Below are 23,471 nucleotides of genomic sequence, written 5' to 3'. Positions count from 1 at the left end.
TTTATGTATATTCGTATATTACCTAAAACAGTATCAGATTATATCTCTGCTGGAGAAATAATCCATCATCCAGCATCTGTTGTAAAAGAACTTATGGAAAATAGTATAGATGCTGATTCTACACGCATTCATATTAATATTGAAAAAGGTGGAATGCATTCAATTAGTATTAATGATAATGGAAATGGAATTAGAAAAAAAGACTTAATTTTATCATTGACTCGTTATGCAACTAGTAAAATTTATTCTATACAAGATTTAGCATTTATTACTACTCTTGGATTTCGTGGTGAAGCTTTAGCTAGTATTCGTTCAGTATCTCGATTAAAATTATTTTCTCGTCATTATTTAGAAAAAATAGGATGGAGTATAATTTCTAATGGGAAAAATATAGATCAATTACTACATCCAGTAGCACATCCTAAAGGTACTACATTAATAGTTTCAGATTTATTTTTCAATAAACCTATTCGTAAAAAATGTTTTCAATCTGAATATTATGAATTTATGAAAATTGATGAAGTAGTGCGACGTCTTTCTTTATCTAAGAATCAAGTTAGTGTTAGTTTAAAACATAATAAAAAACTAATTCGGTATTATCGTGCATCTCATAATGATATAGAAAAAAAAAATAGAATTAATGTTATTTGTGGTTTTTCGTTTATTGAGAAATCTGTATTAATTAACAATTTTTACAAAAATATGAAAATTTTTGGATGGGTATATGTTCATACAAAAGAAAATTCAAAGAAATTCATTCAATATTGTTATATAAATAAACGTATAGTTTTTAACAAAACTATAAATCATGCTATTTTTCAAGCAGTAAAAGAAATATATACAAATATATATAAAATTTCTTACATTTTATATTTTACAATTAGTTCTAATGAATTAGATATTAATATACATCCTAAAAAAAACGAAATAAATATTTTTCACAAACGTATAGTACATGGTTTTATATATCAATCTATTTTATTTTCAATAAAAACAATAAGTGTTTCTTCGAATTTTTCTGGAACATCTGCATGGATTTTAAAAAATAAATCTAGTTCAGGTTCAAATGCATTTTCAAAAAAACGTGATAAAAAGTCAATTTTAGAAGAAACTAATCTTTCTAATTTTAAATCAAATTTAAAAAGTATAGTTTATAAAAATTTTGGTGATAGTGATATTTTTGATAAATTTTTTTCAAAAAAGTATCCTACTATATTTGGAAATTTTTTAGTTGTTATAAATAAATGTTATTTATTAACTGAAAAATGTGGAAAATTAGTTGTTCTTTCTTTACCTATGGCAAAACGTTTGATATATAAATCTAAATTAGAATGTGGAATAAAAAACTATAACATTCCACTAAAACATTTTGAAAATCCTATTTATATCATTGTTAATAAAATTCAACATAAATTTTTGAGTGTATATAAAAAATCATTTTCCCGTATCGGATTGAACTATTCTCTTTCTTCAAATTCAGTTAAATTATGTTCTGTTCCTTATATTCTCATTGATCAAGATTTTAATAGTATTATTACAAATATATTAAATTATTTTATACATGCAAAAGAAGTAAATTGGTCTGAACTGATTGAAATTATTTCTAATAGTATTGAAATTAATATTTCACATTGGGATAATTTGCAAATTATAGTTTTATTTTCGGAATTTAAAAAATATTGTAAAAATTTTATAAACAATCCTCTTCCAAGTCTTTTACAATTTATTGATATTAATCATGCTTTAAGTTTATTAAAAATATGACTGTGAAAAATATAAATTTAAAAAATCCATTTGTAATATTTATTATGGGTCCCACTGCATGTGGAAAAAGTTTACTTGCATCTAAATTAAGAGAATTAATACCTATTGAATTAATTAGTGTAGATTCAGCATTAATTTATCGTGGAATGAATATAGGAACTGCAAAACCTACGCAATTAGAATTATTTCATAATCCATATCACTTAATTAATATTAAAGATCCTGTAGAAAGATATTCTGTTAATGAATTTCAACGTAATGCTTTGAAGGCAATAAAATATATTATTTCTTTAGGAAAAATTCCTTTGCTAGTTGGAGGAACTATGTTTTATTTTAAAGTTTTATTAGAAGGCTTGCCACAATTGCCATCGTCGAATTATAATGTGCGTTTACATTTGTATTCAATGAAAGAACGTAAAAATTTTTTATATGAAAAACTAAAAAAAATTGATATTGAATCGTCGAAAAGAATTCATCCTAATGATATACAAAGAATTGTACGAGCTTTAGAAATATTTTATACATCTGGAAAAACACTAACGGAATTAACAAAATTCAAAAGTTATACATTTCCATATAAAGTAATTCAATTTTCAGTTATACCATATAGTAAAAGTTGGTTAAAAAATAATATATCCGTTCGTTTTTATAAAATGTTATCATTAGGTTTTCAAGATGAAGTAAAATATTTTTTAAATCGTGGAGATTTAAACATTAATTTACCTTCCATGCGTTGTGTAGGATATAAACAAATGTGGAATTATCTTTCAAAAAATTTAAGTTATACTGACATGATACAAGAATCGATCTCTGCTACACAAAAATTAGCAAAAAATCAGTTAACATGGTTAAAAAATTGGAAAAATGTAAATGTATTAAAGAATTTCGGGAATATAGATACTCTAAGTAATAAAATAGTTGGAATTGTTAAGGCTACATATTTTTAAAAAATATCTTTATAATTTATTATATAAATTATTTAAATAATTTTTTACGTATATAAATATTATATACTAGTTTTAAGATGTAAAAGTTTTAAAATAAAAAGATTTATATTATTTTTATTTTTATTTTTATACTTAAATAAATTTTAAAAATAAAATATTTTCTTAATTTATGAAACTTTAAATTTATTTTTTAAAACTGATATTTTAAAAAATTAAATCAATATATTTAATGTAACTTAATTATTTCTAGTATATTTTTATATATTATTTATCAGTTTTTTAGATGATATTATGTTTTTGATTTTAGTAGTTTTTTTAATATATGATAGAATCACTTTAAATAAAAAATTATAAAAATTTTTTAAAGTAAAAAAATAGTAAATGAGGATAAAATGGTTTGGAATCGACCAAATAATAATGAACCTGAATTAGACCCTTGGAGTAATAAAAATCGAAATTCAGAAAAATTTAAAAATAAAAAATGTAATTTTTTTACTTTTATTGAATTAAAAAAATTTTTTGATTCATTTAAAATTACAAATAAATTTTCGCATAATAATTTTGTATTATTTAAATATATAAAAAGTCCTATAATTTTAATTTTTATAACAGTATTTTTTTCTTTAGTTATTAATGGTTTTTATACTATAAAAGAAGCGGAGCGTGGTGTAGTTACACGATTTGGAAAATTTAGTCATTTAGTAGGACCTGGTTTAAATTGGAAATTAGTATTTGTCGATAAGGTAGTTCCTATCGATGTTAAAACAGTTAAAGAGTTAGCCACATCAGGAGTCATGTTAACATCTGATGAAAATGTTGTTCGAGTGGAAATGAATGTACAATATCGTATCACGAATCCTGTACAATATTTATTTTCGGTAACTAATCCTGATGATAGTTTGCGAGAAGCTACTGATAGTGCTTTGCGAGGTGTAATAGGTCATTCTACTATGAGTCGAATTTTAACTGAAGGTCGAACCATAATTAGAAGTGATACTCAACAAGAAATTGAAGAAACAATAAATCCTTATAAAATGGGAATTACTATATTAGATGTAAATTTTCAAACAGCTAGACCACCTGAAGAAGTAAAATCTGCTTTTGATGATGCTATTGCAGCTAGAGAAAATAGAGAACAATATATTCGAGAAGCGGAAGCATATGTCAATGAAGTACGACCGAAAGCAAATGGTACAGCACAACGTATTTTAGAAGAAGCAAGAGCTTATAAATCTCGTGTAATATCGGAAGCTAAAGGAGAAGTCATTCGATTTTTAAAGATATTACCTTGGTATAAGTTCGCGAAGAAAATCACTATAGAAAGATTATATATTGAATCTATGGAAAAAATATTCAGTAATGTTAAGAAAATATTAATTAATGATAATACACTTTTAGTATCTTTAGATGGTTCAATTGTAAAAAGAAATGAATTATCTAAGCCTTCCAATTTTATTGATAAGAATTCTTCTTTAAGTCATACGTCTATTTCAAAAAAAGAAGATAATGAGGGATTTTCTTCAAATATATCTAAAAAAAGATGAGATAGATTTAAAGATAACTAATTCTGTTAGAGTTGATTTTTTTAGAAGAGGATTATAATGAGTAAAGTTTTTTCAATATTTTTTAGCACAATATTAGTTTTTTTATTTTTGTGTTTATTTGTTATTCAGGAAGGACAAAAAGGTATTTTATTGCGTTTTGGAAAGGTGTTACGTAATAATCAAAGTCAGCCTATAGTATATAATCCTGGTTTATATATTAAATTTCCATTAATTGATAAAATAAAAGTTTTAGATTCTAGAATTCAAACTACAGACAATCAAGCTGATCGTTTTGTTACAAAAGAAAAAAAAGATTTAATTGTTGATTCATATATTAAATGGAAGATTGATGATTTTAGTCGATATTATTTAGCTACAGGAGGAGGAGATATATTGCAAGCAGAAATGCTATTAAAAAGAAAATTTAGTGATAGATTACGCTCTGAAATAGGTCGACTAAATGTAAAAGAAATTGTGACTGATTCTAGAGGTAGACTTACGACTGATGTAAAAGATTCTTTAAATACTGGTAGTGTCGGTTATATTTCTAAAAATTTTGTAAAAGAAAATAAACATATATTATTAGATACTAAAAATAATAAACAAAATGAAGTATTGATTAATACTAACAGTATGACTGAATTAGGTGTAAAAGTAATTGATGTACGTATTAAGCAAATCAATTTACCTGTGGAAGTATCTGATGCAATATATAATAGAATGAGGGCAGAACGTGAAGCAGTTGCAAGAAGTCAAAGATCAAAAGGTCAAGAAGAAGCGGAAAAGTTGAGAGCATTAGCCGATTATGAAGTTACTAAAGTGTTATCTGAAGCACAAAGACAAGCTTTAATTATAAGAGGAGAAGGAGAATCGGAAGTAGCTAAATTGTTTTCCCGTTCTTTTGAAAGAGAACCTATTTTTTACAGTTTTATTCGAAGTCTTCAGGCTTACGAAAATAGTTTTAAAAGTGGACAAGATATATTAATAATTAATCCAGATAATAATTATTTTTTTAAATATATGAAAAAGTTTTAGCAATATTTTTGTTTTTAAATTTTTCGATTAGAATAATAATTTTTATTATATTAGTATATACAATAAATAGGTATTTTAATGATAGAAAAAAATATAGTCATTGTTGGAGCGCAATGGGGAGATGAAGGAAAAGGGAAAATTATAGATTTCTTTGCAAAAGATGCAAATTATATAGTTCGATATCAAGGAGGACATAATGCGGGGCATACGTTAGTTGTTAACGGAAAAACAATTGTTTTACATATTTTACCGTCTGGAATTTTGCATAATAATACTATAGCTTTAATAGCAAATGGAGTTGTATTATCTCCTGAACATCTTATTAATGAAATTAATATGTTAGAAAAACATAATTATAATGTGAGGACTCGGATTATTGTGTCAGAGTTAGCTCATTTAGTGTTTGATTATCATATTTCAATGGATGTTGCTCGAGAAAAAAAATTAGGTAAACATTCTATTGGTACAACTAAAAGAGGTATTGGTCCGGCATACGAAGATAAAATAGCAAGGCGAGGATTGCGTTTAGGAGATTTACACGATTGGGAATATTTTTCTTGTAAATTAAAAGAAAATGTAGACTATTATAACTTTCAATTAGAAAAATTCTATAATTTTAAATGTGTTAGTTATGAAGATATTATTGATAAAATTTTTTTATTAAAAAATTATCTTATAAAAATTTCTGGTGATGTTTCTGAAATTTTGAAAAAATCTCAATGTGATAAAAAATTTACTATATTTGAAGGTGCTCAAGGAAGTTTGTTAGATATAGATCATGGAACATATCCATATGTTACTTCTTCTAGTAGTATATCTGGTAGTTTTTCTTTAGGTTCAGGTATAGGACCGTGTTATGTAAAAAATTTTATTGGAGTTGTTAAAGCATATTCTACTAGAGTAGGCAATGGTCCGTTTCCAACAGAAATTTTTGATGAATTAGATTCTTACTTATGTAAAAAAGGGAATGAATTTGGTGCAACTACAGGAAGAAAACGTCGTATTGGTTGGTTGGATACTGTATTACTCAAAAAATCTATAGAAATAAATTCATTTTCTCAGTTATGTTTAACAAAAATAGATGTATTAGATGGTTTGAAAGAAATAAAAATTTGTGTAGGTTATAAGAATAAAAATGGTAATGTTAGAAATGATAAAATTCCTCGTTTTTCAAAAGAATGGACTATGATAAGTCCTATTTACGAAGTGATAGAAGGTTGGAATAGTACAACTTCAGGAATTATTAATTTTGAACAATTACCTTATTATGCAAAAAAATTTATTTTTCGAATTGAAGAAATATTAGGTATTCCTATTAGTATAGTTTCTACTGGACCTAATAGAAGTGATACAATTATTCGATGCATATAATATTCACAGCTAGAATTAATAAAAAATCAATTCTAGCTGTGAATATTATATGCATCGAATAATTGGTAAGAATTAATATTTTAATAATATATTTTTAATGTAATATTTATATATTATTTTTAATATTTTATATTTTTATATTTTTTAAATTTTTATTTAATGTTGAATATTATTTTTTGTTACTGTATATTTGTAATATTTCTATTAGTATTTTTGTATTATTTAATATTATATAAATATAATGTTATTAAAAAGAATAGAATATAACAGAGGAATCTTTTATGAGACATTATGAAATAATATTTCTTATTCATCCTGATCATAGCGAACAGTTTCATAATATTATTGAAAATTATAAAAAGATCATTATTAATGATAATGGAAAAATTCATAGATTAGAAGATTGGGGTAAAAGGCAGTTAGCATATTCTATTAATAAATTACATAAAGCACATTATGTATTAATGAATATTGAAGTTTATCCTAATATAATAAAAGAATTATCAGATAAATTTAGATTTAATGACTTTATAATACGTAACATTATTATATGTGTTAAAAAACCTATAACTGAAGCATCTCCTATGATGTCTTCTCGAGAAGATAGAAACAAATAATTTTAAATATTATTCAAGTATTTTAATACACAATACTAAGGATTTTTTTATGATTCGTTATTTTCGTCGTCGAAAATTTTGCCGATTTACTGCTGATAAAATTCAAGAAATAGATTATAAAGATGTTTCTATTTTAAAAAGTTATATTACAGAAAGTGGAAAAATTGTTCCAAGTAGAATTACAGGTACTAAAGCAAAATATCAGCGTCAATTAGCGCGCGCTATTAAACGTGCTCGTTATCTTTCTTTACTTCCATATACAGATCAACAGCAATAGTATTAACAATAAGGTGTATTAATCGATGCAGAAGATCATTCTTTTAGTTAAAATAGAAAAATTAGGAAATTTCGGCGATATAATTAAAGTGAAATCAGGATATGCGAGAAATTTTTTAATTCCTTATAAAAAAGCTCTTTCAGCTACTAAATTCAATATTGAATCAGTATTAAAGAAAAAAATAGAACTAGAAGAAATATTGTTAGAAAAATTATCTTTAGCTAAATCTCGTATTCAAAAAATTCAAATTATTTCTCAACCAATAATTATTTATTCTAAATCACGTAAAGAAGGAAAATTATTTGGTTCTGTAGGTTCTCGCGATATTTCTGAAGTATTGTCTAAATTAAGTGGTATAGAAATTAAAAGAAGAGAAATATATCTTCCTAATGGTATTTTTCGAAAAACTGGAAAATATAATGTAATTTTTAGACCTCATAATGATGTCGAAACTGTTATTGTAATAAATATTTTATCTAAAGAGTAATAATAAAACTTCGTAGTAGTATAGTATATTGCAACTGTTTTATAAATTTTTAATAGAGTTTCGTCAAAAATTATAAAATATAATTTATAAAAATTTTAAATTTTTTAATATTAAAAGTGATAAAAAAATTAATATGAATAACAACATTGAAATAAAAATTTTAGACTCAAAAATAGGAACTAAATTTTCTTATCCTAATTATGTAACTTCAGGATCATCAGGTTTAGATTTAAGAGCTTGTATTGATTATAAAAGAGTTTTATTTCCTAATGACACTTTTTTATTACCTACTGGAATAGCTATACATATAAAAGATCCATTTATTTCTGCTTTAATTTTACCTAGATCAGGTTTAGGTCACAATCATGGAATTGTTCTTGGGAATTTAATAGGATTAATTGATTCTGATTACAAAGGACAAATTATGGTTTCTATTTGGAATAGAAGTAATAAAACTTTTGAAATAACTGTAGGCATGAGAATAGCTCAAATAGTTTTTCTTCCTATTATTAGACCTAATTTTAATTTTGTAGAAGATTTTACTACTAAAAATACAGAAAGAGAAGAAAAAGGATTTGGTCATTCAGGATTAGAATAATATTCTAAAATTTTTTAATGTATATTAAAAAATTTTTATTTTACGTAACTTCTAAAATCATTTTTTCTACATTTTCTAAATAATTAAATAGTATTTTTTTATTTTTTATATAATTTATAATATCATGTATTTTTATTATAGAAATTATTTTTACATTATGTTTTTTTTCTAAAATTTTTGAACTAGAATTTTGTTTCTTTCGTCTATCTAATGCTACTAAAATGCCAGATATTAAATTATTATTAGATATTTCATTGAATTGAATTGTATCAATTGCATTTTTTATAGATATTCCTGATGTAATTACATCATCTAATATAAGAATATTCTTTTTTTTTAGGTTACATCCGATAAAATTTCCATGTTCTCCATAATTTTTTATTTCTTTTCTATTGAAGCAATATGAAGTATTAATATTAAAATATTTTTTTAGCGCTATAGTAGCAGTTATTACGATGGGGATTCCTTTATATGCTATTCCAAATAATGCATTATAGTTAATTTGGCTCTCAATAATTTTTTTAGCGTAAAAAAAACCTAATTTTTCAAGATCATATCCTTTGTTAAAATGACTAAAGTTAAAGAAAAAAGAACTTGTCTCACCTGATTTTAACTTAAATTTACCAAATTTTAATATTTTTCTTGTAAAGCAAAATTGGATGAATTCTTGTTTCCAGTTTTTCATTTTATATTTTAAGTTTTAGATTATAAAATTTTAAAAAATAGTTTGATTAGATATTTGGCCCCTGCTGGATTTGAACCAGCGACCAAGCGATTATGAGTCGCTTGCTCTTACCACTGAGCTAAGGGGCCAGTAATTCTTTGGTATTATAATTATAAAATTATACATGTATTTTAATTAAAAATATATATTTTTTAAAATTTTAATTTGTTGACAAAGAAATGTTTTTTTGGTAGTATTCTATACTCCTCTGTAGTTCAGTTGGTAGAACGGCGGACTGTTAATCCGTATGTCACTGGTTCGAGTCCAGTCAGAGGAGAAGATATTTATATAATGATTTATACTTTTAAAACATATATTTTTATAATTTTAAAATTTTAATATTAAAAAGTGTACTATATTTTAAGATGCATTTTTAAATAATAACTTATAAATTTTACATTGAACAATTTTACTTTTTTATTTTATGATTACGAAACTTTCGGTATCCATACAGCTTTAGATAAGCCAGCTCAATTTGCTTGTATTCGTACTGATATAAATTTAAATATTGTTGATATTCCATTAGAATTTTATTGTTTTCCTCCTGCAGATTATCTCCCTGATCCTATGTCTATATTAGTTACTGGAATTTCTCCCAGTTATACGAAAAAATATGGTTTAAATGAATTTGAATTTTCAAATAAAATTCATAAACAATTTTCTAAACCGAATACGTGCATTATTGGTTATAATAATATTTATTTTGATGATGAAATTACGAGAAACATTTTTTACAGGAATTTTATTGATCCATATGAATGGAGTTGGAAAAGAAATAATTCTAGGTGGGATATTTTAGATGTATTACGTGCATGTTATGCGTTACGACCTAATGGCATAAATTGGCCTTTCAAAGAAAATTATAAAACTCCTAGTTTTAAATTATCTGATATATCAAAATCTAATAAAATAAAACATAACCAAGTACATAATGCCATTAGTGATGTAAAGGCTACTATTAAAGTAGCAAAATTATTAAAATGTAAGCAACCAAAATTATTTAATTATTTTTTTAAATACCGAAAAAAGAAAGAGTTATTTAAAATAATTGATATTGTAAACATTAAGCCATTAGTATATGTATCTAGATTTTTTGGTTCAATAAGAAGTAATATTAGTATTATTGCTCCCATTGCATGGAGTATTTATAATTCAAATGTTCTTATTGGTTTTGATTTAGTAAAAAATTTTGAAAATTTTTTAAAAAAATTTTTAGAAAGCACGGTTAAACATTTAAATTATAAAACACTTTTTGAGCAAGGAATCGTATTCATACATGTTAATCGTTGTCCAATATTAGCACCTATTAATGTTATTGATTTGAAAAAAATGTTAGAAATAGGAATTAATTATTCGTTGTATAGAAAGAATTTATTGTTGATACGAAGTAGTTTCTATTTAAAAAATAAAATAAAATATGTTAATAGAGATTTTGTTATATCAAAACAAAATAATGTAGATTTACAAATATACGATGGTTTTTTTAGTAATACAGAAAAAAAAATTATTAAAATTTTAAATGTATCTCTAAAAAATAATATTTTTGATAGAAATATATTTATTTCTAACAATAAAATAAAAAATCTCTTCATGCGCTGTATAGCTAGAAATTATCCTCATATGTTGAATGATAAAGAAAATTTTTTTTGGATGAAATATTGTAAAAAAGTACAAAATACAACTAATATACATGAATACACGAAGAATATTTTACATTTATTAAAATTAAATAAAAATAATTTTAAGAACATATTATTGTTAAAAGATTTACTGAGATATGTAAATCAATTCAGAAAAAATTTTTTTAGTTAATAGTTTTATAAAATTTTATTAATTTTTTAAACTAGTTAATAAAAAAATATGGATTTTATTTATTAAAAAATAATATGTATTTTAGATATTGAGTTTTTTAAATTTTTGAAATTTATATTTTTTAAATAGTTTTAATATAAATATATGATTGTTCTCAAACTTTGAAAAAAATACGATGTTTTGATTTTTTTTGTAATTGCATTTTTTTACTATATTGAATATATTGTTTGATATTTTTACATTAGAACTTACAATGTGGATTTTTTTAAAAAATATATTTTGAATTTCATTTTTTAAAAAATTAAAATGTGTGCAACCAATTATCACTGTATCAATTTTATTTTTTTTTGAAGACCATGGTTTGAGTATTTTATTGATTTGATTTTTATTGATTAAATTGCATTTCACTTTTTTTTCTGCTATTTTTACTAGTTTTTCATGATGTAATGTTTTCACAATAATTTTAGGGAGCAGTGACATAATTTTATTTTGAATATTATAATGATTAATAGTAGTTTTAGTGGCAAGTAATCCAATTATGTTAGTTTTAGTTAATGTAATAGCTTTTTTTATATCTGGTGTAATTCCAATTATTGGAAAATGAAAAATTTTTTTTAATGATGTTAAACTAGTAACGCTGATTGTATTGCATGCAAGTATTGCTATAGTAATATTAATATTTTTAGAAATTTTATTAATGATTTTTGAACATCTACTAAAGATAAGAGATTTTTTTTTATTTCCGTATGGAAAAAATTCATTATCAAATGCATAAACATAATTTATGTGAGGGAAATAATATTGTAGTTTTTTGTAAATCGATAATCCGCCTAATCCTGAATCAAATATTAAGATGTTACATATTTTTGTATTTGAATAATTAATTCTATTAATCATATTTTTATATATAATACTATTTCAGATTGTTTTTTATGTTTTTAATGAAAATATTGTATGTTTATAAGAAATTTTTTCTTTTTTTAATTGTGTTCTTGTTTTGAAAAAAGAAAGTTTATCATATTTTTTTCTAAAATTTTTCGATCATTATAATTTAACATATTTAATTTTTTTTCGTTTATAATTTTAGTTTGTTGAATGATCCATTTTTTCCATGCTATTTTCGAAATTTTTTTATAGATTTTTTTTCCTATTTCTCCTGGATAAGGAGGATTTTTTAAACCAATGGCATTTTTTTTTAAAAAATAGCAAAATATATTTTTTTTCATTTTAATTTATAATCCTATTATTTAATTTTTAAAAATGGGACGTATTATTTATAATTTTTTTTATAGGAGATGGTAATCCTATACGTTGAGGATTATTTTTATTGAACCATAAGTGTTTGTCAACTTCATTGATAGAAAATAAATTTTTTATTTGTATACTTATAGGAATACAAAAAAGTTGAATATGAGAAAGTTTATGTATAAACGTTGTAGATATTTTTTGATTTTTTATTTTAATTTTTTTATTTTTTATCCATTCTAAAATTTCTAATTGATTGGAAAATATTGGAAAACAATATAGTCCTTTCCATATTGTGCTTATTTTATTTTTACGTAAAAAAATTAAATTTTTGTATAAAATAATTAAAAAAAAGATAGTTTTTTTTGAGATTTTTTTTTGTGTAGTAATCGGATTTAATGTACTCCATTTTTTTTTAGAAAAATAAAAACATTTTTTGTTTAATGGACATATTTTGCAATTAGGTCTTGATCTTAAACAAATAAGGGATCCTAGATCCATTATAGCTTGATTAAACTTATTTGAATTATGTATTGGTGTTAATGATTCTATTATAGACCATAATTTTTTTTCAGAATTTTTTGCAGTATGTTCGTGCAGTTTAAAGTATCTTAATAGAATTCTTCTTATATTGCAATCAAGAATACATGCATGGAAATTAAATCCGAATGATAGGATAGCTCCTGCTGTAGTACGACCTATTCCTGGAAGTTTTACAATGTCAATAAAATTATTGGGAAATTTTCCTTTATAATTTTTTAAAATAATTTTAGCTGTGCTATGAACATTATGTGCTCTTGAATAATATCCTAAACCACTCCATACGTGAAGTATGTGATCTATAGTAGCATTAGCTAATATTTTAATGTTAGGAAAATTTTTTATAAATTTTTCGTAATATGGAATTACCGTTTTTACTTGTGTTTGTTGCAACATAATTTCTGATATCCATATATTATATGGATTTATATATTTTTTCCAAGGTAAATTTTTTCTCCCGTTTTCATGATACCAATTTAAAACTAATTGTGAAAATAATGTATTCATTTTAATATTTTATATATAATAATTGATTTTTTTGTAAATTTTTTATTTAATTATAGTGTAAAAATTTTGTTTATGTATGTTTTTGTATGAAATAATAATATGTATTGGTTTTTTAAGAAATAATATTTATAAATTCAGTTAAATTATTTTTTTAAAAATTTTTTGAATTTAATATATAACCAATTCACAAAAATATTTTTCTATATATTGTAAATTTTAAATTTTATTTAAATATTATTTAATAATACACTATATTTATGAATATACTTAATTTATTATAAAGTGATCGTATCAATTTTTAGATATTGTTGACATTTAAATATCATTTTATTTTATAAATAATTTTAAAAAAGAATCTAAAAATAGTTTTCCTTTTTTTGTTGTTTTCCAGTATTTTTTTGTTTCTATTAGATATTTTTGAGAAATAGATTTTTTAATTTCATTTTGAATGGTATATTCTTCAATACTAGTATATTTTTTAAAATTATTTTTAGGTATTTGTTCATATAATCTAAAATAATTGGAAAAAAATTCATATGGTAATTGATGTTTTGGGACAATATATTTTTTATATATATAATTTGTATACATAAATTTCTTAGGATTTTTTTCTTTTATAGTTCTAATAATATTTCCATTATTTTGTGTTATTTTTCCATGTGCTCCACAACCTATTCCAAGATAGTCTCCAAATCTCCAGTAGTTCAAGTTATGGCGACATTTATATTTTTTTTTAGAATATTCGGATATTGCATATTTTGTATATCCTGCTTTTTTTAATTTTTGTTCTCCTTTTTTGTACATATTCCACATAATATCATGATCAGGTAATTTTATTTTTTTATAATACAAAGAATTTTTAGGTTCTAGATAAAATGGATACCAGGAAATATGTTTTGAATTTAAATCAATTATTTTATTTAAATCTAGAAGAGACTTTTTTAAAGTTTGTTGAGGTAATCCATACATTAGATTTAAATTTACATTTTTAATTGTAAAATTTTTCAAATTTTTTAGTATTTTGAGTTGATTATTATTAACATTGTGTATTCCTATAGAAAATCGATTTATTCCAGAGTATTTATAATGTAAAAATTTATTAAGTTCTGATATTGTAGGATTTAATTCTATAGTTATTTCAGCACTTTTAGAAATAAGGATTATTTCTTTTATTGAGTCCAATAAATATTTAATAGATGTTTTTTTAAATAAACCTGGTGATCCTCCTCCAATGAAAATTGTTTCAATTTTTCTTTTTGAAGATAAAACAACATCATTTTTTAAATCTTGTAAAAGATGTTTGATATATTTATCTTCTTCAATTTTTCTGTTTTTTTGAAAAACATTAAAATCACAATACGAACATATTTTTTTACACCAAGGAATATGAATGTATAAACTTAATTTAGGTAAATTAGTCATTTTTTTTGAGGAAATACGTTTCTAACTTAAAAAGTTAATAAACAATTATAACGATATTTATTTTTTATAAGATATAAATTTCTTAAATTTATATTTAGTCAAAAATTTGTGATCCTATTCTTAATAATGTACTGCCTGAGAGTATTGCAGCTTTTATATCGTGACTAGTTCCAATTGAGATAGTATCTGCATAAGAATGCAAGTCTTTCATAATAGAAAAATATGGTTTTATATTTTTATATGATTTAATTTGATCATTATAATTAATGTGTTTATATGGCATTCCCATTATTCCTCGTAAATTTAGGTTTTTTAAAATTAATATTTTTTTAATTAAAATTTTAAAATTTTTTATATTTATTTGAGATGTAATGTATTTGTTTCTAATATTTACTTGTATTAATACATTTAATTTTTTTTTGTTTTCAAAACAGTGTTTATCTAGAATTTTAGCTATTTTTTCGTTTTCTACAGTATGACACCAAGAGAAATTTTTAGCAATTATATGCGCTTTATTAGATTGAATTTGTCCAATAAAGTGCCATTTAATGTTTTGTAGTTTTTTAATTTTTAATAAACTTTCTTGTACATAGTTTTCTCCAAATTCACGTTGTTTGTATAATTTTGCTGTTTGTATTTCTGAAATAGAACGAAATTTACTAACAGCTAAAAGTCTTATATTTTGTTGAGAACATTCATATTTATTTTTTATATATGTGATTTTTTTTCTTATTTTTTTTAAATTTTTTAATATTTTTAACATAGACATTATTGTAATATAAAATTATTTTAAATATATTATTTTAATAGCAAATAAAAATATTATATAGTAGTAATATTGATTATTTCATGAAAATGCAATTTAAGAATTTATTTCAAAGACATCTTTTTTTGAAAATCATAACATGAGTAGAATTTTTGAAAATTTCAATATTTTAAAGTAATAATTATTTCATTGCAAATATTTTTAACTTTCAAATAATTTTTGTATTTAAAATTTTTAGAAATTTAAGTAATTTGAATAATTATACATATTTTACAAAAATGGTGTCTTAAAATGGTTTCACAATGCTGATTTTTAATTTTTTGAAAGTTTAAGTATTTATAAAATATAAGGAAATTTTCATTGCATATGAATCGAAAATATAAAATTTCTGTTCTACCAGGTGATGGTATTGGTCCAGAAGTGATGCGAGAAGGATATAAGATTTTACAAGTTCTTCGCCAAAATTTTAATATAGATATTCAAACACAAGAATATGATGTTGGAGGAATAGCAATAGATAAATATGGTACAGCATTACCACAAGATACGATAGATGGATGTAAAAATTCTGATGCTATTTTATTTGGTTCTGTTGGAGGTCCGAAATGGAACAAATTGCCTTCTTGTTTGCAACCAGAAAGGGCTGCTTTGCTTCCTTTAAGGAAATATTTCAATTTATTTGCAAATTTAAGACCTTCTCAATTATATCCTGGTTTAGAGCAGTTATCTCCTCTTCGTCCTGATATCATTAAAGGAGGATTTAATATTTTATGTGTACGGGAATTAACAAGTGGTATTTATTTTGGCATTCCAAAAGGTACAAGATATAAAAATTCTAGAAAATATTCGTTTGATACTGAATTATATTATGAATTCGAAATTGAAAGAATTGCCCATATAGCGTTTAAATTAGCATCAGGTAGAAAATGTAATCTTACTTCAATAGATAAAGCTAATGTATTGGATACTTCTGTATTGTGGAGAGAAACTGTCAATAAGGTAGCTATAAATTATCCACAAGTAAAATTGTCGCATTTATATATTGATAACGCTGTAATGAAAATCATTAGTGATCCAAAAAGTTTCGATGTGATTTTATGTTCTAATTTGTTTGGAGATATAATTTCTGATGAATGTGCAATTATTTCTGGATCTTTAGGATTGCTTCCATCTGCTAGTTTAAACGAGGAGGAATTTGGTTTATATGAACCAGCAGGTGGTTCAGCGCCTGATATTCAAGGAAAAAACGTAGCTAATCCTATTTCTTTAATTCTGTCTATAAGCTTGTTAATGAGATACAGTTTTAAATTAGATTTTATAGCAGATACTATTGATTCAGTAATATATGAAGTATTAAGTTTAGGCTATAGAACAAAGGATATATCGAATAGTAACTATAAATTTGTTAGTACTAGTGAAATCGGTGATGTTATCTCTAAATTGTTGTCTCGTAGAAAAACAAAATGAAAAAAACACTTTATCAAAAATTATTTGATTCACATATAGTATGCGAAAAAGAAGGTCAATCTCCAATTTTATATGTAGATTTGCATTTAGTGCATGAGGTTACTTCTCCTCAAGCATTTGAAGGAATGCGTTTAAAAAATAGAACACTAAGACAACCAAAAAAAACTTTTGCTACTATGGATCATAATGTTCCTACAGTTAGTAGAGATTTAAATTCAGCTACCAGTTTAGCTAAAAAACAAATGAATATATTACAAAAAAATTGTGAAGATTTTAATATTAAATTATTTAATATAGAAAATTTAAATCAAGGAATCATTCATGTTGTTGGTCCTGAGCAAGGTATGATTTTACCTGGGATGTTTATAGTATGTGGAGATTCTCATACTTCTACTCACGGGGCTTTTGGCACGTTATCATTTGGTATTGGAACATCTGAAGTTGAACATGTATTGTCTACACAAACGTTAAAACAAAATCGATTTAAAAATATGAATATAGAAGTAAATGGAAAAATAAGAGATGGAATAACTGCAAAGGATATAATTTTATATATAATTCGAAAATTAGGCGTATCTGGTGGTACTGGATATGTAATAGAATTTTCTGGAACTATAATTTCGGATTTAAGTATGGAAAGTAGAATGACTATGTGTAATATGGTAATAGAAATGGGCGCCAAATCAGGTATTATTGCTCCGGATTCAACCACTTTTAAATATTTAAAGCGAAAAAAATATTCTCCAAAAGGAAAAAATTGGGAAGATGCGTTATTTCATTGGAATTCTTTATATTCTGATAAAGAAGCGATTTTCAACAAAAAAGTTATATTAGATGTATCTTCTATTTCACCTCAAGTTACTTGGGGAACTAATCCTAGTCAAGTAATATCTATTGATGAAAAAATTCCAACTCTTAATTCATATAGTGATTTTTCTGAGAGAAGTAATGCAGAAAAATCTCTAAAATATATGGGACTAGAACCTGGAATGCTATTAAAAGATGTATTTATTGACAAAGTTTTTATTGGGTCTTGTACTAATTCTAGAATAGAGGATTTGCGTAATATAGCAAATATTGTTAAATATAAACGTGTAGCTAACACTGTTCAGGCTATTATTGTTCCTGGATCTGGTGTAGTAAAAAAACAAGCAGAAAAAGAAGGATTGGATAAAATTTTTATTCGTGCTGGATTTGAATGGCGATATCCTGGTTGTTCTATGTGCTTAGCTATGAATGGAGATCGTTTGAGTGATAAAGAGCGTTGTGCTTCAACTAGTAATAGGAATTTTGAAGGACGTCAAGGAAGAGGAGGAAGAACTCATTTAGTGAGTCCTATCATGGCTGCTGCTGCTGCAATTTTTGGTCGTTTTGTAGATGTTAGATATTTAATTTAGAAAAGAAATTTTACAAAAAATTTTAGGTAGGATATTAAAATGTCCAAATTTATTTTTCATACAGGGATTGTAGCACCCTTAGATATATCTAATATAGATACTGATGCAATTATTCCTAAGCAATTTTTACAAAAAGTTACTAAATCGGGATTTGGTAAGAATTTATTTCATAATTGGAGATATTTAGATGATGACGGAGATGTATTAAATTCTGATTTTATTTTAAATAAATTGTATTACAAAAATTCAACTATTTTACTATCACGCGAAAATTTTGGATGTGGTTCTTCCAGAGAACATGCTGTGTGGGCTTTAATAGATTATGGATTTAAAGCAATTATAGCTTCTAGCTTTTCTGACATTTTTTATAGTAATAGTATTAAAAATCATTTGTTACTTATAAAGTTGTCTAAAGATATTGTAGATATTTTATTTTCAATTGTTGCAAAACATGCGAATACTTTAGTACAAATAGATTTAATTAATAATAAGGTTTTAGTTAAACATGTATGTTACACATTTGAAATTAATAGTTTTGATAAACATTGTATATTAAATGGTTTAGATGATGTAGATTTAACTATGAAATACATTAAAACAATAAAAAAATATGAAAATAAGGTTCCAAAGTTTTTTCAAATTTTTAAATAACTTTTATATGGAATTTTTTATAAATTTATTCTATGAATGTTTGTGTAATATTTATTTTATTATGTTTAAACTATAGATAGTTAAACAAATTTTTTATTTCGTAAGATATTTTTTTAAGGTATTTTCCAACTTGATATAAATATTTATTTGTTCAAATCAGAATATTAATTCTGCATTAATATATTTTTTATATATAAATTTTCGGTATTTTTTAGTCAAAATTAATTGACATTTAGATTGATTGTATAAAAATACGTATAAATAAATGTTTTAGAAATATAATAAAATATTAAATTATTTGCAATAATAACTAATAATTTTAAATTATTTATAAAAATTATTTTAATTTTTAAACAGAAATAAAATTCAAAAAATATAGTTTTATATAAAAGTTATTTTTTATTTTTATAAATTTTTAAAATTTTTTACAGTATATTTAATTTTTAGGAAAATAGATGACGCAACAATTAATTGTTTTTGATACGACGTTACGTGATGGTGAACAATCTTTACAGTCTAGTTTAAGTGCCGAAAAAAAACTAAAAATAGCTTTAGCATTAGAAAGGATGGGAATTGATATTATAGAGGTTGGATTTCCAGTTTCATCACCGGGTGATTTTTTAGCAACTAAAATTATATCTAAACATATTAAAAATTCTAAAATTTGTAGTTTAGCTCGATGTATAAATGGAGATATAGATGCAGCTGCTGAATCTATGCGATATGCAGCGTCATTTCGGATTCATGTATTTTTGGGTACGTCTAATTTACATATGCAATCTAAATTAAGGAAAAATTTCGATGAAATTATAGAAATGGCTGTACGTTCTATTAAAAGGGCTCGTAAATATACAAACGATGTCGAATTTTCTTGTGAAGATGCAGGAAGAACTGAGTTAGATAATTTGTGTCGTATTGTAGAGATAGCTATAAAATCTGGAGCTACAACGATCAATATTCCAGATACTGTTGGTTATACTATTCCTAGTCAGTTTAAAAATATTATTTCTTCTTTATACAATAGAGTTCCAAATATTGATCAAGCTGTTATTTCTGTACATTGTCATAATGATCTAGGAATGGCTGTAGCTAATTCTATTTCTGCTATACAAGCAGGAGCTAGACAAATAGAAGGTACAATTAATGGAATAGGAGAACGTGCAGGGAATACTGCTTTAGAAGAAGTTATTATGGCAGTAAAAGTTAGGAAAGATGTTTTTAATTTATATACTAATATTAAATATAAAGAAATTTATAATACTAGTAAAATAGTGAGTGAAATTTGCAATGTTTTAATTTCTCCTCACAAAGCAATAGTAGGACGTAATGCTTTTTCGCACTCGTCTGGGATTCATCAAGATGGAGTATTGAAAAATAAAAAGAATTATGAAATAATAATTCCCGAAAAAATTGGTATTATCCCGATTAAATTAAATTTAACTTCTCGATCTGGTCGATCAGCTATTAGATATTATATGTCTGAAATGGGATATAAAGAAAATAGGGATTATAATTTAGAAAATTTGTATAGTTCTTTTTTAAAGTTTTCTGATGAAAAAGGTCGAGTATTTGATTATGATTTAGAAATATTAGCTTTTATAAGTTTAGAAAATAGATTTTTTGAATATTTTCAATTAAAAAGTTTTGACATTAAGTTAAATACATACAGTATGTGTTATTTATCATTGAAATTAATGTGCGGATTACAATTACAAAACGAAGTGGTTACAACTAAAAATGGTTTGATATATGCTGTATGCGAAGCTTTAAATAAAATTTCATTATACGGAGTTAAAATAAAGAAAATTTATTCAATTATAAAATACAAAAAATTTAATTTTATTGGGCACGTTGAAATTGAAGCACAATACGAAAATCGTAATTTTTATGGAAGTAGTTTAACTTCTGACATTATAGAATCTTCTATACGAGCTATGATTGATATTTTTAATACTATTTGGAAAATAAAAGAAGTTAATAAAAAATTTAAAAAATCTTTATTAGATTAGATATTTTTTATAATAATCATTAATTTTTTAATATGGATGTAAAAATTTGTGCAATTTTTACGTTCATATGTTATGAATAAGTTTTAAACGTACTTAAATTATAATAATAAATATATTTCATATAATTTTAATATTTTTTTATTTTTAAGTTTTATACATTATTTATAAACCAACTTTCTAATATAATTACTGCCGAAGTAGAATCAACTATTTCTTTTTTTAATGATTTAAATCCATTATTTTCAAATAACCTTGATTTTGCTTCTATTGTTGTTAATCTTTCATCGTGAAAATAAATAGGTATTTTAAAATGTAAAAATATTTCTCTTGAAAAATTTTTCGTTTGTTTAGTGATTTTCTGTGGAGTACCGTCCATATTAAGTGGTAATCCCATAATTATAAAATGTGGTTTCCAATCAAGGAATAATTTTTTTAGTATTTTAAAGGCAATTTTTTTATTTTTCATTTTAATAGAAGGTAATATTTGAGCAGTTTTTGTTATATTTTGCCCAACTGCTACTCCAATGTTTTTTATTCCAAAATCAAATGCTATAATAATCATTATTTATGCATGTCCAAAATTTTCAGTTAATTTATTTATATCTATGCCGATATTTCGAGCAGATTTTATCCATTTTTCAGAAAAAGGAGTTTTAAATAAAATTTTAGTATTTGCAGATGTAGTTAACCAAACGTTTTCTAGTATTTCGTTTTCTAATTGGTTTTTATTCCAAATACAGTGTCCTAATGTCATTAGCATATTTTTAGAGTGATTATTTCTAGCTATATATTCTAATATATCTTTAGAGGATGTCATAAAAATATTTTTCGATATAATAATGCTAGAAATGAACTTTTTTTTAAAAGAATGTAAAATAAAACCCCGATCTTCAGATATTGGACCTCCAATGACAACAGGTTTATTTAAATGATTTAGAGAATTATTAGAAGATGTATTAATGTCAAGTTTTTTTAATATTTCCTTGATTGTTAAATTTTTAATAGGTTTATTAATAATAACACCCATTGCTCCACTATCGTCATGTTTCAATATATATATTACAGATTTTGTGAAGAATGGGTTTTTTAAATTAGGCATAGCAATTAAGAAATGATTTTGTAAATTGATTTTCACGTTCAATTCCTGTTGTTATGTAATTTTCATACGTTTTGTAGAAATATGTTTTTAAGAATTTATTAATTTAAATTATTTATATTATTTCATCAAAAGTTTTTCTATAGAATCTAGTATGATTTTCCTTATAGATATTCTACATTTAGATTCAATTTCTTGTATGCATGTTGGACTTGTAATATTAATTTCTATTAATTTTTTTCCGATTATGTCTAATCCTATTAGATATAATCCTTTATTTTTCGCAAATTCAGCTATGTAATTAGCTATTTTCCAATCATATGAACTAAGTTTTTGAACTATTCCTAAACCTCCTGAAGCTAAATTTCCTCTATTTTCATTAGTTTTAGGAATGCGAGCTAAGCACCATGGAAATGGTTTTCCATGAATAATCAATATTCTTTTATCTCCGTTTTTTATTTCTGGTAAATAGATTTGCGAAATACATAGTTTCGTTCCATATTTAGTCATAGTTTCAATAATTACCATTTTATTAGAATCGGTATCATGTATTCTAAAAATAGAAAAACCCCCCATCCCGTTTAATGGTTTAATTATAATTTCTTTGTATTTATGAATGAAGTTGCAGATTTTGGAAATATCACTAGTAACTAAAGTTTGAGGAATAAATTGTGGGAATTGCATTGCAAGTAATTTTTCATTGAAATCTCGCAGACATTGTGATTTATTTACTACGAGGACACCTTTTTTTTCAGCTTGTTCAAGAATATAAGTTGCGTATATATAATTTTCATCAACGGGAGGATCTTTTCGCATTAAAATTATGTCTAATTTTATTAAAGAAATATCTTCATATTTTTTGAAATGAAACCATTTTGTTTTATTATTTTTGAGAAATAAGAGTTTAACTTTAGAAAAAGGTTGATCATTTTTTAAATATAGATCTGATAATTCCATGTAATAAATTGAATATTTTCGTCTTTGAGCTTCTAATAATATAGCAAAGCTAGAATCTTTTTTTATGTTAATAGAAGAAATAGGATCCATTATTATTCCTAATTTTATTATCATGCTTAGCGTGCTTTTTTATTTATATTAATTAAATTATTTTAAATGGAATGAGTATATGAATATTTATATCTTTACAATAGTAATTCTTTAACTTTTCTTTCAATAGTTTTATATCATTTTAAAT

At 23.6% G+C, this 23,471-nt stretch carries 23 protein-coding genes and 2 tRNA genes; 15 read left to right on the top strand and 10 right to left on the bottom strand.

The annotated features are described in order from the left end of the window. Positions 1–3 precede the first annotated feature (3 nt). From mutL to dut, 9 genes are all read left to right on the top strand, one after another. Entirely contained in the window at positions 4–1,764 is a 1,761-nt protein-coding gene (mutL, locus tag U0T64_02645; protein ID XBC41239.1) for a DNA mismatch repair endonuclease MutL, read from the top strand. 44 nt (positions 1,765–1,808) lie between these two features. Further along, the gene (gene miaA, locus U0T64_02640) at positions 1,809–2,711 is read left to right on the top strand and encodes a tRNA (adenosine(37)-N6)-dimethylallyltransferase MiaA (protein ID XBC41537.1); all 903 of its coding nucleotides are present in this window, start codon (positions 1,809–1,811) and stop codon (positions 2,709–2,711) included. Positions 2,712–3,103: 392 nt separating this feature from the next. Then, positions 3,104–4,255: an FtsH protease activity modulator HflK gene (gene hflK / locus U0T64_02635; GenBank protein XBC41238.1), complete on the top strand. Its 1,152-nt coding sequence runs from the start codon at positions 3,104–3,106 to the stop codon at positions 4,253–4,255. 57 nt (positions 4,256–4,312) lie between these two features. Further along, positions 4,313–5,290 (top strand): protease modulator HflC, encoded by a 978-nt coding sequence (gene hflC, locus U0T64_02630; protein XBC41237.1) that lies wholly within the window; start codon positions 4,313–4,315, stop codon positions 5,288–5,290. A gap of 81 nt (positions 5,291–5,371) precedes the next feature. Then, positions 5,372–6,661, top strand: a complete 1,290-nt coding sequence (locus U0T64_02625; protein ID XBC41536.1) for an adenylosuccinate synthase — start codon at positions 5,372–5,374, stop codon at positions 6,659–6,661. 281 nt (positions 6,662–6,942) lie between these two features. Further along, a complete protein-coding gene (rpsF, locus tag U0T64_02620; GenBank protein ID XBC41236.1) occupies positions 6,943–7,278 on the top strand; it encodes a 30S ribosomal protein S6 in 336 nt (111 codons plus the stop codon). 49 nt (positions 7,279–7,327) lie between these two features. Next, positions 7,328–7,555, top strand: a complete 228-nt coding sequence (gene rpsR / locus U0T64_02615) for a 30S ribosomal protein S18 (GenBank protein XBC41235.1) — start codon at positions 7,328–7,330, stop codon at positions 7,553–7,555. A gap of 25 nt (positions 7,556–7,580) precedes the next feature. After that, positions 7,581–8,042 carry a 50S ribosomal protein L9 gene (gene rplI / locus U0T64_02610; protein ID XBC41234.1) on the top strand — a complete coding sequence of 154 codons (462 nt, stop codon included), beginning with the start codon at positions 7,581–7,583 and terminating at the stop codon, positions 8,040–8,042. Positions 8,043–8,175: 133 nt separating this feature from the next. Further along, complete coding sequence (gene dut / locus U0T64_02605) at positions 8,176–8,640, top strand: dUTP diphosphatase (protein ID XBC41233.1); 465 nt, start codon at positions 8,176–8,178, stop codon at positions 8,638–8,640. A gap of 40 nt (positions 8,641–8,680) precedes the next feature. On the opposite strand, the gene pyrE is transcribed toward dut, so the two are convergent. Both pyrE and U0T64_02595 read right to left on the bottom strand, forming a co-directional pair. Next, positions 8,681–9,325: an orotate phosphoribosyltransferase gene (gene pyrE / locus U0T64_02600; protein ID XBC41232.1), complete on the bottom strand. Its 645-nt coding sequence runs from the start codon at positions 9,323–9,325 to the stop codon at positions 8,681–8,683. Positions 9,326–9,380: 55 nt separating this feature from the next. Then, a tRNA-Ile gene (locus U0T64_02595) sits at positions 9,381–9,453 on the bottom strand. 115 nt (positions 9,454–9,568) lie between these two features. Between U0T64_02595 and U0T64_02590 the strand changes: the two genes are divergently transcribed. Together U0T64_02590 and sbcB are read left to right on the top strand one after the other, a co-directional pair. Continuing rightward, positions 9,569–9,641, top strand: a tRNA-Asn gene (locus tag U0T64_02590). Positions 9,642–9,763: 122 nt separating this feature from the next. Further along, on the top strand, positions 9,764–11,176 hold the full coding sequence (sbcB, locus tag U0T64_02585; protein XBC41231.1) for an exodeoxyribonuclease I: 1,413 nt from the start codon (positions 9,764–9,766) through the stop codon (positions 11,174–11,176). Between the two features lie 81 nt (positions 11,177–11,257). Here sbcB and murI read toward each other — a convergent pair whose 3' ends face one another. The 5 genes from murI to U0T64_02560 form a co-directional block, all read right to left on the bottom strand. Then, complete coding sequence (gene murI / locus U0T64_02580; GenBank protein XBC41230.1) at positions 11,258–12,073, bottom strand: glutamate racemase; 816 nt, start codon at positions 12,071–12,073, stop codon at positions 11,258–11,260. A gap of 83 nt (positions 12,074–12,156) precedes the next feature. Continuing rightward, on the bottom strand, positions 12,157–12,402 hold the full coding sequence (locus U0T64_02575; protein XBC41229.1) for an oxidative damage protection protein: 246 nt from the start codon (positions 12,400–12,402) through the stop codon (positions 12,157–12,159). 28 nt (positions 12,403–12,430) lie between these two features. Then, complete coding sequence (mutY, locus tag U0T64_02570; GenBank protein XBC41228.1) at positions 12,431–13,468, bottom strand: A/G-specific adenine glycosylase; 1,038 nt, start codon at positions 13,466–13,468, stop codon at positions 12,431–12,433. Between the two features lie 327 nt (positions 13,469–13,795). Next, the gene (hemW, locus tag U0T64_02565) at positions 13,796–14,890 is read right to left on the bottom strand and encodes a radical SAM family heme chaperone HemW (protein ID XBC41227.1); all 1,095 of its coding nucleotides are present in this window, start codon (positions 14,888–14,890) and stop codon (positions 13,796–13,798) included. Positions 14,891–14,984: 94 nt separating this feature from the next. After that, the gene (locus U0T64_02560; GenBank protein XBC41226.1) at positions 14,985–15,653 is read right to left on the bottom strand and encodes a YggS family pyridoxal phosphate-dependent enzyme; all 669 of its coding nucleotides are present in this window, start codon (positions 15,651–15,653) and stop codon (positions 14,985–14,987) included. A gap of 369 nt (positions 15,654–16,022) precedes the next feature. On the opposite strand from U0T64_02560, the gene leuB reads away from it, so the two are divergent. The 4 genes from leuB (at position 16,023) to leuA (ending at position 21,180) form a co-directional block, all read left to right on the top strand. Next, on the top strand, positions 16,023–17,123 hold the full coding sequence (gene leuB / locus U0T64_02555) for a 3-isopropylmalate dehydrogenase (GenBank protein ID XBC41225.1): 1,101 nt from the start codon (positions 16,023–16,025) through the stop codon (positions 17,121–17,123). After that, positions 17,120–18,520: a 3-isopropylmalate dehydratase large subunit gene (gene leuC, locus U0T64_02550; protein ID XBC41224.1), complete on the top strand. Its 1,401-nt coding sequence runs from the start codon at positions 17,120–17,122 to the stop codon at positions 18,518–18,520. The genes leuB and leuC overlap by 4 nt, the downstream gene beginning before the upstream one ends. Positions 18,521–18,559: 39 nt before the next feature. Continuing rightward, positions 18,560–19,171: a 3-isopropylmalate dehydratase small subunit gene (gene leuD, locus U0T64_02545; GenBank protein XBC41223.1), complete on the top strand. Its 612-nt coding sequence runs from the start codon at positions 18,560–18,562 to the stop codon at positions 19,169–19,171. A gap of 455 nt (positions 19,172–19,626) precedes the next feature. Continuing rightward, complete coding sequence (gene leuA, locus U0T64_02540) at positions 19,627–21,180, top strand: 2-isopropylmalate synthase (GenBank protein XBC41222.1); 1,554 nt, start codon at positions 19,627–19,629, stop codon at positions 21,178–21,180. 151 nt (positions 21,181–21,331) lie between these two features. On the opposite strand, the gene ruvX is transcribed toward leuA, so the two are convergent. The 3 genes from ruvX to gshB form a co-directional block, all read right to left on the bottom strand. After that, a complete protein-coding gene (gene ruvX / locus U0T64_02535) occupies positions 21,332–21,742 on the bottom strand; it encodes a Holliday junction resolvase RuvX (protein XBC41221.1) in 411 nt (136 codons plus the stop codon). Between the two features lie 3 nt (positions 21,743–21,745). Further along, positions 21,746–22,309 carry a YqgE/AlgH family protein gene (locus tag U0T64_02530; protein XBC41535.1) on the bottom strand — a complete coding sequence of 188 codons (564 nt, stop codon included), beginning with the start codon at positions 22,307–22,309 and terminating at the stop codon, positions 21,746–21,748. 87 nt (positions 22,310–22,396) lie between these two features. Next, a complete protein-coding gene (gene gshB / locus U0T64_02525) occupies positions 22,397–23,344 on the bottom strand; it encodes a glutathione synthase (GenBank protein XBC41534.1) in 948 nt (315 codons plus the stop codon). Positions 23,345–23,471: the final 127 nt, after the last annotated feature.

Source organism: Buchnera aphidicola (Nurudea yanoniella) (genome assembly GCA_039829995.1).
In the GTDB taxonomy this organism is placed as follows: Bacteria; Pseudomonadota; Gammaproteobacteria; order Enterobacterales; family Enterobacteriaceae; genus Buchnera_B; species Buchnera_B aphidicola_AV.
The sequence above is the reverse complement of the archived record's forward strand: the minus strand, read 5'-3'. Positions and strand labels throughout refer to the sequence as shown.

Coding starts and splice junctions, on each gene's coding strand:
- mutL (XBC41239.1), top strand. CDS start 4: ATGTATATTCGTATATTACCTAAAACAGTATCAGATTATATCTCTGCT.
- miaA (XBC41537.1), top strand. CDS start 1,809: ATGGGTCCCACTGCATGTGGAAAAAGTTTACTTGCATCTAAATTAAGA.
- hflK (XBC41238.1), top strand. CDS start 3,104: ATGGTTTGGAATCGACCAAATAATAATGAACCTGAATTAGACCCTTGG.
- hflC (XBC41237.1), top strand. CDS start 4,313: ATGAGTAAAGTTTTTTCAATATTTTTTAGCACAATATTAGTTTTTTTA.
- rpsF (XBC41236.1), top strand. CDS start 6,943: ATGAGACATTATGAAATAATATTTCTTATTCATCCTGATCATAGCGAA.
- rpsR (XBC41235.1), top strand. CDS start 7,328: ATGATTCGTTATTTTCGTCGTCGAAAATTTTGCCGATTTACTGCTGAT.
- rplI (XBC41234.1), top strand. CDS start 7,581: ATGCAGAAGATCATTCTTTTAGTTAAAATAGAAAAATTAGGAAATTTC.
- dut (XBC41233.1), top strand. CDS start 8,176: ATGAATAACAACATTGAAATAAAAATTTTAGACTCAAAAATAGGAACT.
- pyrE (XBC41232.1), bottom strand. CDS start 9,325: ATGAAAAACTGGAAACAAGAATTCATCCAATTTTGCTTTACAAGAAAA.
- murI (XBC41230.1), bottom strand. CDS start 12,073: ATGATTAATAGAATTAATTATTCAAATACAAAAATATGTAACATCTTA.
- U0T64_02575 (XBC41229.1), bottom strand. CDS start 12,402: ATGAAAAAAAATATATTTTGCTATTTTTTAAAAAAAAATGCCATTGGT.
- mutY (XBC41228.1), bottom strand. CDS start 13,468: ATGAATACATTATTTTCACAATTAGTTTTAAATTGGTATCATGAAAAC.
- hemW (XBC41227.1), bottom strand. CDS start 14,890: ATGACTAATTTACCTAAATTAAGTTTATACATTCATATTCCTTGGTGT.
- U0T64_02560 (XBC41226.1), bottom strand. CDS start 15,653: ATGTTAAAAATATTAAAAAATTTAAAAAAAATAAGAAAAAAAATCACA.
- leuB (XBC41225.1), top strand. CDS start 16,023: ATGAATCGAAAATATAAAATTTCTGTTCTACCAGGTGATGGTATTGGT.
- leuC (XBC41224.1), top strand. CDS start 17,120: ATGAAAAAAACACTTTATCAAAAATTATTTGATTCACATATAGTATGC.
- leuD (XBC41223.1), top strand. CDS start 18,560: ATGTCCAAATTTATTTTTCATACAGGGATTGTAGCACCCTTAGATATA.
- leuA (XBC41222.1), top strand. CDS start 19,627: ATGACGCAACAATTAATTGTTTTTGATACGACGTTACGTGATGGTGAA.
- ruvX (XBC41221.1), bottom strand. CDS start 21,742: ATGATTATTATAGCATTTGATTTTGGAATAAAAAACATTGGAGTAGCA.